Origin of the sequence: Martinezella lusitana (assembly GCF_014207095.1) — a bacterium.
In the GTDB taxonomy this organism is placed as follows: domain Bacteria; phylum Pseudomonadota; class Alphaproteobacteria; order Rhizobiales; family Rhizobiaceae; genus Rhizobium; species Rhizobium lusitanum_B.
Window position 1 is genome coordinate 113,387 of sequence record NZ_JACHBG010000016.1, and the last position, 12,276, is coordinate 125,662.

Below are 12,276 nucleotides of genomic sequence, written 5' to 3' on the forward strand. Positions count from 1 at the left end.
CGCCAACGCGCAGGGCGCGGCGGTCAACGATCGATCTGTCGGAAGCCGCTAGCATAAGCGCCTCAGCTCGTACCGCACCCACCCACGATGATCCTGACGCCTGGGTTTAGCGCTCGAATAGAGTCATCAGGGACCCCGCAGAGCCGACCGAAGGGCGTCACGGGCGCATCGCTCGCTTTAAGTCTTATGTCTTTTCTGCTGATGAATTCGCACAGGTAACTTAGCCGAAAAAACTAGTAATAGCGGAAAGTGTCAAGTTTAATTTAGATTTCAACAGGGTATATTTTGGTGTTTATCCGGGCGATATGACAGTGGGGCCTCAATATCGTCAAAGGGGAGGATCTCTTTATGAGGGACGTTTCAAATCGCGCGCGGATAAATTTGAACATTCTTAGGCTTATTGCATGGACGCTCCCGGCGATTGCCTTCCATGCTTCGCCGATTTACTCGACTGAACAAAGAGTTGAAGTTGCTCAATTGGCCCGGCCTATCGTTTTTATCGATCCAGATTCCTTTCCCAAAGATCCCTCGAAGGCAATGGCGTCCGAATTCCCCAAGACTTCTCACCGCAAGAGTTACTTCACCGTTGAGTGTCAGGAGAAACTTGTGATGATTGAGGGAAGGCGGGGACCGAAACGTACACTTTTACGTACTAGAGAATATACAATCGATACTGCGCAACGCCTTTGGAGAGAACCGGGCGGGGATCTCCAAAAATTGAGAACCAAAGGTGGCGACCTAATTCTTGTGAATCGTCAGCCGGTGCGTGAGAGCAGCTACTTTGAATCATTCAATCGGTCGACGGGAAAATACGCGCTGTATTCGGACCATCTGAACGTGATTACAGTCGGCCGCGGGACATGTCGTCACGTCGATTTGATACCCTTTCCGTTTGACAGATCTTGAGCTGCGTCCGCAAGAGAGTCTTCGTGTTTCGAGACCATCCTCTCGCAGCGTCGTTGGCGCCGGCTCTTTGGCCAGGTGGCCAAAATGGAACCACGGTGACAATCACGTGCAAATTTGGGATCCGTTCTCAGTTGACCGGCATTTCTCGCTGACGCGCCTGGGTAGAGCGCGCTACACGTCAATACAGAGATTTTCAACGACTTCGCTTTGCGCGCGTTGAGCCGCCTCGAGGGTTATCCGTTCCTGCAATTTCGGGGAATACCTGGGGAAACGAGGTTATCGTCGAAAATCAGCCCGACCAGCCTTTGTTCGGCGGCGCTTGCGCTCGCGACATGCCGCTGACGCCGGAGAAAGTGAGGGCGGCGATTATCACTCAATAGAACTGGAATTGCGAAGGCCGGCGGCAACGAGCGCCGTCCGCAATGCGGAGATGAAGACGCGAACTTTCGGCAGGACAAGCCTCGAGGTCGGATAGACAGCCCAGATATTGATGGTGTCGGGCCGCGCTCCTTGAAGGTCGATGGCTACAAGGCGGCCGGCCTTGATGTCGTCGCTGGCATACCAGGTCGAAAGCAGAGCAAGGCCGCCGCCGGCAAGACATGCGGTTTGGCACCCGGCAATACTGTTGGAGGAGAAGCGGCCGCCCAATCTTGCATGCTTTTCCCCATCGGCCGTCTGGAAGGTCCAATGTGTTGCACTGCCGAGGGCGAGGCAGTCGTGGTCGACCAGTTCGTCCAGGCTTGCCGGCTTACCGCGGCGTGCAAGGTATTCGGGGCTCGCCACGATGAGGCGCGGATTGTCCGCCAGTTTTTGCGCGATGAGACTGCTGTCACGCAGTCTGGCGATCCGGATGGCAAGGTCTGTTCCGGTTGCGACCAGATCGGGCAGGCTGTCGGTCATGTCGACCGATATCCGCAGTTCGGGATTTTCGTTGAGCAGCCTCGGCACCATCGGCATGACGAACTTGATCCCGAAGGATATCGGCACGGAGACGCGCAGCAATCCGGCCGCGCCGGCGACACCTAAATGCAGGAGCGCCAAAGCGGCGTTTTCATTTTCGACGACGGCTTGCGCGAAGGGGAGAAAGCTCTCGCCTTCCGGCGTCAAGGAGAGCGAACGTGTCGTTCGATGGAGAAGTCGCACGCCAAGCGATGCTTCAAGTGATGCCAGTCGCCGGCTCGTGACCATGGCAGGAAGCCCGAGACGCCTTGCCGCTTCCGCGAGGCTGCCGGCGGAGACGGCAGTGGTGAAAACCAGGACGTCACTCGTATCCATTATATCGAAAACCGTTATACAGGACGATCATCTAAGATCACTAAAACGTTCCGCGATAAAAAGCTAGTTGATTAGGCACAGATTCATAAGAAACGAAGGATCATGGACATGGGACATGCATATCAAGCTCCGGCCGTCCAAGGCATCGCGAGGCCGGCCTTGTTTGCGATGGCGGCCGCAAGCGGCATCGCCGTCGCAAACATCTATTACAATCAACCAATGCTCGGTATCATCGAGAGCGACTTTCCGCATCAGCCGATCACCGGATTTATCCCGACCGCAACACAGCTCGGCTATGCGGCAGGGCTGCTTTTCCTCTTGCCGCTCGGTGATATCGTCCATCGCCGCCGATTGATCATCGGTCAGTTTCTGGTACTTGCCGTTGCATTGGCGTTCGCGGCAATCGCACCGTCTGCCTGGGCGCTCGTCGCCGCATCGCTGGCCGTTGGCGCCACGGCAACGGTCGCGCAGCAGATCGTACCATTCGCCGCAACGCTCGCCGCACCGGAAAAGCGCGGCGCGACGATCGGTACGGTCATGGCCGGCGTCCTGTCCGGCATCTTGTTCAGCCGCACGCTGTCCGGCTTTGTCGGAGCGCATGCAGGCTGGCGCGACATGTTCTGGATCGGTGTCCCGCTCGCAATCATTGCCGCCGCCTTGATGTTTTTCACGCTGCCAAGCCATAAGCCGGCTTCTCGCATGCGGTATCATACAGCGATCAAGTCGCTCGCCCATCTGTGGAAGAGAGAAAGTGCCTTACGCTCTGCAGCTCTCATGCAGGCCGCTCTTTTCGGCTCCTTCACCGCATTCTGGACGATCCTTGCCCTTTACCTTGAAACACCACGTTTCCAGCTCGGCGCCGATATTGCCGGTCTCTTCGGAATTGTGGGCGCGGTCGGCATCTTCGCGGCGCCGCTTGCCGGCAGGATCGCCGATGGCCGCGGCCCTCATTTTGCTGTTCTGCTGGGTGCGTTGCTGACGCTGATCGCATGGGTCATCTTCGGCATGTGGGCTTCGCTTGTGGCGCTCGTCATCGGTGTGATCGTCCTTGATTTCGGTGTGCAGAGCGCTCTCGTGTCGAACCAGCACATTGTCTATGCGCTCGATCCGGAAGCGCGCAGCCGGCTCAATACCATTTTCATGACCGCGATGTTTCTCGGCGGTGCTGCCGGCGCGGCACTGGCGACGGCGGCGTGGGGTTATGCCGGCTGGAACGGTGTCAGTGTTCTCGGCGCAGTCCTGGCGGTTGTTGCCGTCGCCATTCAGATCAGCGAACGCCGGGCACGCACTGCGGTAACGACTGCTCAGTAAGGGGAGGATGCCATGAAATCCTTGAAAATTCGCATTATCGGTGGCTCGCTTGGTGGCTTGTTTGCTGGCATTCTCCTGCAACGCGATGGCCATGACGTCAAAATCTACGAGCGTTCGTCCTCAGGCCTTGCCGGTCGAGGAGCAGGGCTGGTTGGCCAGCGTGAACTCTTCCAGATCCTGCGCATGATCGGATGCGAGCACGTGGCCCGCATCGGTGTCGTCGCCAAGGAAAGGATCTACTTCAACAAGGATGGTGGCGTGGCCGAGCTTCTGGCGACACCGCAGACCCAGATATCCTGGGATGTCCTCTACGCGACGGTCCTGTCGCATCTGGCGCCCAACAGCTATCTCACCGGGCACCCAGTCGATCAACTCATCGAAACCGCTCAAGGTGTAAGGCTGACATTCGCCGATGGCAATACCGAGGATGCCGATCTGGTGATAGGTGCCGATGGCCTTGGTTCCGTCGTGCGCAGCCTGCTCAATGAACAAAGCCGCAACGAATATGCCGGCTACGTTGCCTGGCGCGGCCTCATACCGGAGGCCGCCCTGCCGACTGAAGCTTCAATCCTTCTCGATCGCTTCGCTTTTTATGTGGCGCGCGGCATTCATGTGCTTGGCTATCTGGTTCCCGGCCAGCAAGGCGAGCTCGAGACGGGAAAGCGCCGCTACAATTGGGTGTGGTATCGTCCGGTTTTGCAGCGGGACCTGCGCGCACTGTTCACCGGCGCGGAAGGCCGGGTCTACGAGCACTCCTTGCCGCGTGGCGAACTGGCGGATGAGCGCTTGCAGGCACTGAGGCGCGATGCCGTTTCTGCTCTCCCGCCTCAATTCGCGCTTGCTGTCGAAACGGAGCCTCAGCCCTCGATCCAGGGCATTTTCGACTATGAGGCCGAGCACATGGTATCGAGCCGCCTTGCTCTCCTCGGCGATTCCGCTTTCGTCGTACGTCCGCATACCGCCATGGGCGTTTCGAAAGCGGCGGGCGATGCCATCGCATTGCGGGACGCTCTGTCGGGATCGGATGATCTTGCCGAAGCGCTTGCCCAATACCAGCGGCAGCGTTTGCCCGTCGGTAGAGAGATCGCAGCCTACGGTCGCCGGCTTGGAGCGTCGGCACTATAGCGGTGTCAGTCAGCTGAACGTCTCGTTGCCGATCTGACTGAGGAAGGTCGGAGGGGTGGATGTTGTCGATATTCTTGAGGTCAGAGGTGAAAAGAGACCTGGTCAAGTCGATTCAGCCTCATGTGTTGTCCGGATCGTATTCTCAAATGATTGCATGGTCGGCCAGGTCAGCAACAATCCGGACAGTCGGCAAGGGTGGAGTGTCAGTAGAACTGAAGGAATTACACGGGGATTTGTCCGAATGCGCCGATGAGGCGTCCACGCGCAACCGTCTTGCCGTGCATTTGGCTCAAGAGGTCAGAGAGGCTGGCGCCACTGTTCAACTCGATGGGCGTGTTGAGCGCAACGAGTTGAAAATGATAGCGATGAAGGCCATGGCCCATCCACACGCGTGGCCCGGCATATCCGCTAGGGCCAAATGTGTTGCGCCCCAGCTTGTAGTCGGTCGCACGGCTGAGTTCGCCTCTCTCAAATCCTGTCCTTCGCGCAGCAGCTCTGTAAGCCAGGAGATGCGCAAAGGGTCGCGACAAGAGAACGTCAGAGTCCTCGATGATGAGGACAAACTGTGCGCTTTCCGTTGGCACGTTGCACCAATCCAGAGCCGAAGAAATATTTTAGCCAAATCCACGGCCGGAAAACTGACGTGGGATTGCCGCGCATCCGCGAAATCTGCGCTCGAAAGTCTCGACGTTTCGGGATGATATTGGCCGTTTAGGAGAGGCGCTCACGATCCCTTGAAAACATGATTGCGCAGCCATCAGGGCCTGTTAGTTTCGCGCTGCAATTCATTTAGGTAAGATGGTCTCATGCCCTGCTTCTCGAACGTCCGCTTCCGCTGAACGAAGGAAAACCAAGCCGTCTGGTCTCGCACGAGAGGGCTTTGTCACGCCTTTTCCGGGAGCAAGAAATGGACTTTCGCATTGAGGCCTATCGGCCTGAACAAAGCGCCGAGGTGAGAAGATGATACCGCAACATCTGGATCTCGTACGACTGTGTTTCAAACAATGTGAGAATATCTGAGGGGCTTGATCAACCTGCGAAGGAAGCGTCGACGAGATAGGAGTGATCGGGGGAAGCAGGAGGACAACACTTGACCAGGTCCGCAGCACCATGTCGTTCTCCGGACGGAATGCGACAGTTGGCTCGGCTCAGCAAGTCATATTTTTCAATAGGATATGACTGTCAATTTCGCTAGGTCGATGGTAAGGAAGCTTTATGAATGGCTTCATGGCTCCGGGTGTCTTTTGATTACTACATGGCAACAGACCGGAATTGATGCGCCACCGCTGACGGAGAGTGCACGAGCAGTGCTGCGAACGATAGCGAGTACCGGACCTGCCACCAGACCGCAATTGAGCGCCTCGCTGATGTTCTCCAAACCGACCATGTCGGCAGCCGTCAGTGAGCTCGAGCGCTACGATCTTGTCGCCCCAGCCGGCATCAATCGCGGGTCCGTGGGCCGAACATCGATCACCTACGGTCTCGGTCCAAACGCCGGCTTTGTCGTCGGTATCGATTGTGGCACGACCCATATTAACGCAATTGCCCGCGGCCTCGACGGAACGACGATCGCAACCGCGGGAAGACAACTCGTCGATACATCCGCCGCCGAACGGTTCCTGCTGATCGAGGATGTCATCGAACGGCTGCTTTCACAGTTCGAAGCCCGATCGATGCCGCTTCGCGCCTTGGTAATTGCGCTTCCCAATATCATTTCCGCATCATTGGAGAGGATGTTCGGGCGCGAGATACTGCTTCCCATTCTGGAACGGCTGCAGTGCACCTATGGTGCGCCAGTACTCCTGGAGAACAATGTCAATTGCGCCGCCCTTGCCGAATATCACGAGGGAGCGGCAAAGCAGCGTTCCTTTGCGATTTACATGCAGATCGGCGTGAAGACCGGCATGGGCATCGTGCTCGACGGACGCCTGTTCCGTGGCTTCAGGGGTGGCGCAGGCGAGATCGGTCATCTGCCATTTCCGTGGTCCGAGAAGGAGCGGCCAATGTGGCAGCAGGTGGAAACCTACATGGGTTCCGCAGCCTTGCTGGAGCGTGCGGCCGCTAACTGGCCGGAACAGGAAGGAAAGCCGCCGGAAAGCACCAGCGATCTCTTTGCTCGCGTCGAGCAATCCCCGACCGCGCGCGCTATTGTCGAGCAGCATGCCCGAGATGTCGGAAACTTGGCCGCGGCCTGCGTGAGCGTGCTCGATCCGCAACTGATCGTACTTGGCGGCGGTGTTGGGCAAAATCCACAACTGCTGCCGACCGTCAGAGACGTCGTGAAGGAACTGTGCTGGCCGGTGGAGGTGGTGAGCGGCCAGCTATCAAACCAGGCAACCGTTCTCGGGGCCGTGCGTCTCGCCATCGATTTTGCCATGGCGAGACTGCTGGGAGAGGAAGGAAAGCCTGCCTTCCTCTATCCGGGAGCGCTGACCGTCGACCAGATCAGCCTTTGAAGAGCGTTTAAATGTCTCGCTTGGTATCGGTCTGACGGTAGCGGAATTCGCAGACCGGCAACCCCGCCTCTTCCGAAAGCGTTGCAATAAGCAGTTGCGCCGGAATGGCCTGCAGGATCGCATCGCCGATGCCCTTGGAGAAGGCCGCAACATGGATGACGACCAGATTGTCCGTATCCGCGACACCGGCTTCCGACGTCACCAAAACCGACGGAATACCGAAGCCCGCGAGATCCTGTGCCAGCTTGACTTCTCGTCCGTTACCGAACAGCAGTACGCCGCTATCTCGGTCGTTCGGCTCCATCGGTCCGTGCAGAAAGTTCAGCGTGTCCCAGTCCTGCGCCGCAATCCGTGCTGCTTCTCGGATGAGAAGTGCTGCGTAGCCGGCTGTTCCGCAAGCAGTGCCAGTACCGACGCAGTCGATGGATTTCTTACCGGCAAGAAGCTTGGCGGCCTTGTCAGCCTGCACGCCGGTCATCTTCAAGACGGCCGTGGCTCGATCAGATATCTCAGCCCAATTTACAGCAGACGAGCGCCCAGCCTTATCGGCAAGCAGAGCCGCAGTCAGCAGCGAGCCGAGATAGCTTGTCGTGTTCGGGCCACTGTCGGCGCCGCTCCCGGTCGCGATCATCTGTTTGACGACACGGGAAATCGGTGTGCCATCGGCCGTGGCGATGCCGTAGGAATGCGCATTCGGACGAAGTTCCATCGCGCGGGCCGGCTCTTCGCTGCGGCCGGATGCCGAAAAGGCTATATAGGCGTTGCCGAGATCGATCGACGGATCATAGAGATCGGTGCCAGGCAAGGCGAAAGCCCGTAAGCCTTGGGCGCGCATCTGCGCTGCAGCCACAGCAGCCGCGCAGAGACTGGCTCCGATCCCGACCAGAACCGTGGGACCTTTTGTGATCGGCTCAAGGTCAAGCGTTACGAGCCGCGTGGAAACGGCATCGAAACAGGCCTTCAGGGCGGCGGGCTGAAGCGCAATTGCTTCGCGATAGGGCACTCTGTCTGTCATGGTCATTCCCGTATATTTGGAAAAAAAACGGCGGCCGAGCGAAACGCGGCCGCCGGGGATTTGCTGGGCCTCAATCCAGCTTCATATAGTCGGCAAAGCGCCCGGCATCGTTGATGGTGACCTTGTCGAGTTTGTTTTCGCCGAGACCCCATTTTTGGAAGATCTTGGCGTAGGAGCCGTCGTTGATCATCGACTGCATCGTGGCCGCCAGCGCATCGCGCAGCTGTGGGCTTTCCTTGCCGACCAGCATTGCCTGGTAACCGATGGCATATTGAGTGCCGCTGATGAGTTCGAGCTTCTTGTTGCCTGCGGGTTGATGCTGGAGGCTATAGGCCGCAACGCCTGTGGTATCCATAGAAAGGTCGGCGCGCCCGCTCTGCAATGCGATCTTGATCTGATCGTTCGAGGGGAATTGCATTACGTTAAGCGGTTTGTCGGCCGGGCAAAGCGTCTTCTGCTTGTCGAGGAGCTGAAGCGGGATCGAGCCCTGAACCGCGCCGGCATTGAGGCCGCACGCATCCTTCAGTTTATGCACGCCCTTCGGATTGCCTTCCAGCACGATGATGCTGGTGCCCTCGAGCATGTAATTGACGACATCGACAATCTTTTCGCGTTCGGCAAAATCGCCGAAAGCCGACATGCCCATATCGAAACGGCCGGCCTGGATGCCGGGAATGATGCTCGCAAATTGTGCAGGAACGTCTGTAAACTTCACGCCAAGACGAACGCCCATTTCGTCACGAAGCTCGCGCTCGAGACCGATGATCGTCTTGTTGTCTTCGCCATAGAAATCGTATGGCGGCGTCTGCGGTTCCGTGCCGACCTTGATTTCACCGGCCGATTTGGTTTTTTCCGGCAGCATGTCATGCAGTTTCTGATCGACGCCTGCCGCCCATCCGGTGGAGCTTGCCAGAACTGCCGTGGCGGCAACGATGATCGCCAGATTTGTCTTCCCTGTCATTGATATTCCCCTTTTTTCCTGATGCGCGTGAAGGACGCGCGGCCTTATTTCGATGCCTGCCGGTCAGTGCATCCGTTTTAGAAATGCCTGGGTTCGGTCCCGGCTGGGGTTGTCGAGAACCTCGCGAGCGGGACCCTCTTCGACCACTACGCCCTGGTCCATGAAGACGATGCGGTCGGCGACTTCGCGCGCAAAGGAGAGCTCATGGGTCACTACGATCATCGTCATCCCATCCGCTGCCAGCTTGCGCATGACGTTCAGAACCTCGCCGACAAGTTCAAGATCGAGCGCCGAGGTCGGCTCATCGAAGAGCATGAGTTTCGGGTTCATCGCCAAGGCGCGGGCAATTGCAACACGCTGCTGCTGGCCTCCGGAGAGCTGATAAGGATAGGCATTTCCGCGCCCCTCCAGATCCACTATTTTCAAAAGCTCTCTTGCGCGGGCGAGCGCTTCGTCATGGGGCTTGCCGCGATTGAGGATGGGCGGCTGCGAAATGTTGGTCAGGACGTCCTGATGGGCAAAGAGATTGAAGCGCTGAAACACCATACCGATGTCACGGCGCTGTGCTGCCAGTTCCTTGCCGCTCATTTCATGCAGTGCGCCGCCTCGTTCATGGTAGCCGATCAGCCGGCCATCGACGAGAATTCGGCCGCTCGTCATGCGTTCCAGATGATTGATGCACCTGAGAAATGTGGACTTGCCGCTTCCCGATGGGCCGAGCAGGCATACGACTTCGCCTTTCTTCACCGAGAGGTTGATGCCCTTGAGCACGTCGAGCGAACCGAAGGACTTGTGCACATCGATCGCTTCGACGATGGGCGAGACTGCCGGCGAAATATCTTGAATACTCATCCGTTTCTCCCTTCGGCGCGCATCACACGCAAGGCGTTCTTCAAGAGGCTGGGCCCCTGGTTCGTGGCTTTTCCAAGCCGCTGCTCGATGACGAATTGGATAGCAGAGGCGACGGTCGTCATGATGAGGTACCAAATGCTCGCCACGATTAGCAGCTCGATGATCAGGAAGTTCCTGGCGTAGATGTTTTGCGCCCGCGTCAGCAGATCCTGGGCGGCGACGACAGAAACGAGCGAAGTCGTCTTCAGCATCGAGATCGTCTGATTGCCGATCGGAGGGATGATGACGCGAAGCGCCTGCGGGAAGATGATGCGTAACATGGCCTGGACTGGCGTATAGCCGAGCGCCTTAGCTGCCTCGTGCTGACCATTGTCTACCGCCATCAACCCGCCGCGAATGATTTCGGCCATGTAGGCTGCCTCGTTGAGACTGAGGGCGAGAAGAGCCGCAACGAAGGCTGTGACGATTGCGTTGGTGTCGACATGGAGCGAACCGATGTCAATACTCGGTATGAACAACTGGATATTGAACCAGAAGATGATCTGAACCAGCAGCGGCGTGCCGCGGAAGAACCAGATGTAGAGGCTTGCAAAGCCGGAAAGCACTGAGTTCGAGGAAAGCCGCAGCATTGCAAGGATCGCACCGGCAACGATACTGATGATCATTGACAAGACGGTAAAGAGGATCGTCAACCTGATCCCATCGAGGATCGTCTCGTCGAAAATATACTGAGGTACGGCCGACCAGCTAATGTGCCGGCTGGTGGCAACCAAAAACACAAGCATGGCGACAATGGCAATCAGCACCAATGCCGCGATACGCTGCCCCCAGTTTCTCGCTGGAATGATTTTCTGGGTCGTCATGCTGCTTTCCAATCCCAAGCGGTTTTCAACTCGCCATCGATATGTGGCAGCGGAAGGGTTTCGGGCAGAGCGCCGACACGCAGCTTGCGCGCCAGCACCATCGCCCCCAGAACGGGCTGCTCGTGCAGTAATGTCAGCGTTGCATCCGGCAAGCGCTGCACCAGGGCAGATTGGAATGCAGCAAGGAGGCGTGGCTGCCGTGCAATGACGCCCCCCCCAGTCACGACGTCACAACACGACGCACCACGTCGAACCAGTTGCTCGGCAAGCACTGAAAGCGCCATGCCTGCATCGGCGATGACCTTCTCGGCCTGCTTCGAACCCGCATCGGCGGCGGCGAAAACGAGTGGAGCGAGTTGGCCTATCCCGGCGGCTGAGCCGATCTCACCCAGCGCCCGACCAAGTTCAATGGGCGAGGAAACAGCGAGGGCTGCCAGCAGGTTGCTGCCGAGGGGGTCGAGGGCCTCGCCTTGGTCGAGCGCAAAGCGCACGGTGCGGGCCGCCTCGCGCACGAGCCCGCTAGCGCTGCCCTCATCGCCCAAATACCAACCCCATCCGCCAGATGCGATCATTCTCCGCATTGCATCCCGCGAGACCGCGATTGAACCCGTGCCGCTGATGACCGAGATGCCGTTCGTCTTGCCTGCTGCGGGAAGCAGGAGTTCGGAATCGTTGAGAACCAGAACCGTTCCGCGCAAATAAGACGAAAGCCTCGTTTGCAGCACCAACCGATCCTCGTCGCTGTCGCAACCATGTGCACCGACGACGGTGACCGCCGGCATTATCCCCGCAGTCGTGATGAGCAGCGAGACGAGCGTTCTTACGTCCGCATCGTGATCGACGCGCCCCCGCCATTCGGCCGTGTTCACGACCATCTCGCCGACGGCGTTGCCGTCAAGTTCAGCAATGATCTGTGTTTTCGTACCGCCAATATCTATTCCAACATTCATGCGTCCATTTCCTTTTGTTAGGAAACTTACCTAATTAAATGAGGAGCGCAAGAACTTTTTTGGAACGTCGTCGTCATGCTGAGAATGAGCGCGGAGAACTCGTCGATTTCGTGAACCGCCGCTCGGTATGCCGACACCACGCTTCGCTGCGGGCGATGTCAGGTTAACCGGCGATGAAGGCCGTTGGCTGATAGTTGGCGGTCATGATGCAGCCGTTGTAAGATACAAGCGTCATCACTTCCTCCCGCTGTGATCGCGCATGCGGTCTGGCTCTATTTTCGATTTCCGCTGAGCCTGCGTCTGGTGGACGAGATGCTGCTGGAGCGTGGCATAGTCGTTTCCTATGGAACCATCCGCTGCTGGGCGAAGAAATTCGGACCGGACTATGCCGGCCGTTTGCGACGAAAGCCGCCTGCTCGAGCGATGTTTGGCATCTTGCCGAGGTGGTCGTGACAATCGGCGGGAGGAAACACTCTTATGACCATTGTCGAGGGTTGGGACGCACTTTAAAGAGCCACCCGCTGTGCGGGCCGCTTTTAAGATTTTGTCACGGTCGAGATGG

The 12,276-nt window shown here is 57.9% G+C and carries 10 protein-coding genes and 1 pseudogene; 4 read left to right on the top strand and 7 right to left on the bottom strand.

Features of this window, described 5'->3' with window-relative positions:
• Positions 1 to 1,275: 1,275 nt before the first annotated feature.
• Positions 1,276 to 2,181 carry a LysR family transcriptional regulator gene (locus GGD46_RS24950; RefSeq protein WP_184709023.1) on the bottom strand — a complete coding sequence of 302 codons (906 nt, stop codon included), beginning with the start codon at positions 2,179 to 2,181 and terminating at the stop codon, positions 1,276 to 1,278.
• 108 nt (positions 2,182 to 2,289) lie between these two features.
• Here GGD46_RS24950 and GGD46_RS24955 point away from each other — a divergent pair, with 108 nt between their 5' ends.
• Positions 2,290 to 3,492, top strand: coding sequence for an MFS transporter (locus tag GGD46_RS24955; protein WP_246806465.1), 1,203 nt, complete (start codon positions 2,290 to 2,292; stop codon positions 3,490 to 3,492).
• Positions 3,493 to 3,504: 12 nt separating this feature from the next.
• The gene (locus GGD46_RS24960) at positions 3,505 to 4,617 is read left to right on the top strand and encodes an FAD binding domain-containing protein (protein WP_184709027.1); all 1,113 of its coding nucleotides are present in this window, start codon (positions 3,505 to 3,507) and stop codon (positions 4,615 to 4,617) included.
• Between the two features lie 221 nt (positions 4,618 to 4,838).
• Here GGD46_RS24960 and GGD46_RS34550 read toward each other — a convergent pair whose 3' ends face one another.
• Positions 4,839 to 5,201, bottom strand: coding sequence for a YbhB/YbcL family Raf kinase inhibitor-like protein (locus GGD46_RS34550; RefSeq protein ID WP_184709029.1), 363 nt, complete (start codon positions 5,199 to 5,201; stop codon positions 4,839 to 4,841).
• A gap of 723 nt (positions 5,202 to 5,924) precedes the next feature.
• Here GGD46_RS34550 and GGD46_RS24970 point away from each other — a divergent pair.
• A complete protein-coding gene (locus GGD46_RS24970) occupies positions 5,925 to 7,073 on the top strand; it encodes an ROK family protein (protein WP_184709031.1) in 1,149 nt (382 codons plus the stop codon).
• Positions 7,074 to 7,080: 7 nt separating this feature from the next.
• On the opposite strand, the gene GGD46_RS24975 is transcribed toward GGD46_RS24970, so the two are convergent.
• The 5 genes from GGD46_RS24975 to GGD46_RS24995 form a co-directional block, all read right to left on the bottom strand.
• Complete coding sequence (locus GGD46_RS24975; RefSeq protein ID WP_184709033.1) at positions 7,081 to 8,088, bottom strand: SIS domain-containing protein; 1,008 nt, start codon at positions 8,086 to 8,088, stop codon at positions 7,081 to 7,083.
• Between the two features lie 70 nt (positions 8,089 to 8,158).
• Complete coding sequence (locus GGD46_RS24980) at positions 8,159 to 9,049, bottom strand: ABC transporter substrate-binding protein (RefSeq protein WP_184709035.1); 891 nt, start codon at positions 9,047 to 9,049, stop codon at positions 8,159 to 8,161.
• A gap of 63 nt (positions 9,050 to 9,112) precedes the next feature.
• Positions 9,113 to 9,901 carry an amino acid ABC transporter ATP-binding protein gene (locus GGD46_RS24985; protein WP_210325714.1) on the bottom strand — a complete coding sequence of 263 codons (789 nt, stop codon included), beginning with the start codon at positions 9,899 to 9,901 and terminating at the stop codon, positions 9,113 to 9,115.
• Positions 9,898 to 10,764: an amino acid ABC transporter permease gene (locus GGD46_RS24990; RefSeq protein WP_184709037.1), complete on the bottom strand. Its 867-nt coding sequence runs from the start codon at positions 10,762 to 10,764 to the stop codon at positions 9,898 to 9,900. The genes GGD46_RS24985 and GGD46_RS24990 overlap by 4 nt, the downstream gene beginning before the upstream one ends.
• Entirely contained in the window at positions 10,761 to 11,714 is a 954-nt protein-coding gene (locus GGD46_RS24995) for an N-acetylglucosamine kinase (RefSeq protein WP_184709040.1), read from the bottom strand. The genes GGD46_RS24990 and GGD46_RS24995 overlap by 4 nt, the downstream gene beginning before the upstream one ends.
• 222 nt (positions 11,715 to 11,936) lie before the next feature.
• Between GGD46_RS24995 and GGD46_RS33980 the strand changes: the two are divergent.
• Positions 11,937 to 12,187: pseudogene (locus tag GGD46_RS33980) on the top strand (IS6 family transposase); the annotation flags it as partial.
• Positions 12,188 to 12,276: the final 89 nt, after the last annotated feature.